This is a genomic window from Moraxella sp. (assembly GCF_024227015.1).
GTDB lineage: Bacteria > Pseudomonadota > Gammaproteobacteria > Pseudomonadales > Moraxellaceae > Moraxella.
This window is the reverse complement of the sequence record NZ_JAAELD010000354.1, coordinates 1-635: the sequence shown is the minus strand read 5'-3', so window position 1 is coordinate 635 and position 635 is coordinate 1. Positions and strand designations below refer to the sequence as shown.

The following is a 635-nucleotide window of genomic DNA, read 5'->3' as shown; positions in this document are numbered from 1 at the left end:
TTCAACGCTGGCAAATTGAAGGGTCTGAGCAGAGTATGTATTTTCTTCAATTCTTCTTGTCAGCAACCAACCGACAACACTGATAATAATTCCAAAACAGACTGAAACACCAAGGCTTCCCCAGATGGCGAGGTCAAGATTAAGATGTTTTAAGCCTTTAAACATCGTGACCAATGAAATGATAAAAGCGACAAGAAATACATAAGCGGGAGCGTATTTTTTTGCATTTTTAAGGGGAGTGTCCGTATCCAAAATCAGCTTACGCGTACTCATCACCAGAAGGAAACTAATGACGCCTCCCACCGCCGGTGATATGACCCAACTTATCACAACGCTCAGGATTTTATGCCAATTGACCGCTTCGGGACCGATGCCCACAATCGCAAAACCGACAATAGCGCCAACAATCGAGTGGCTTGTGGAAACCGGCCAACCTTTGGTAGAGGCAAACATTAACCAGAATCCCGCCGCCAAAAGCGCGGCCAGCATCCCAAAGACCAGGATTTCGGGGTTGTTGATGATGGGGGCGGGATCGATGATCCCTTTGCGAATCGTTTGGGTCACATGCCCTCCCGCCAACACTGCGCCGAGGAATTCAAAAATAATGGCAATTACAATTACTTGTTTGACTGATA

Annotated in this window: 1 protein-coding gene; it reads right to left on the bottom strand. The window is 46.5% G+C overall.

All coding sequences use genetic code 11. From position 1 onward, the window contains the following. Positions 1 to 635, bottom strand: a 635-nt coding sequence (locus GY683_RS07970) for an inorganic phosphate transporter (RefSeq protein ID WP_297288226.1), incomplete at both ends; no start/stop codon positions are given.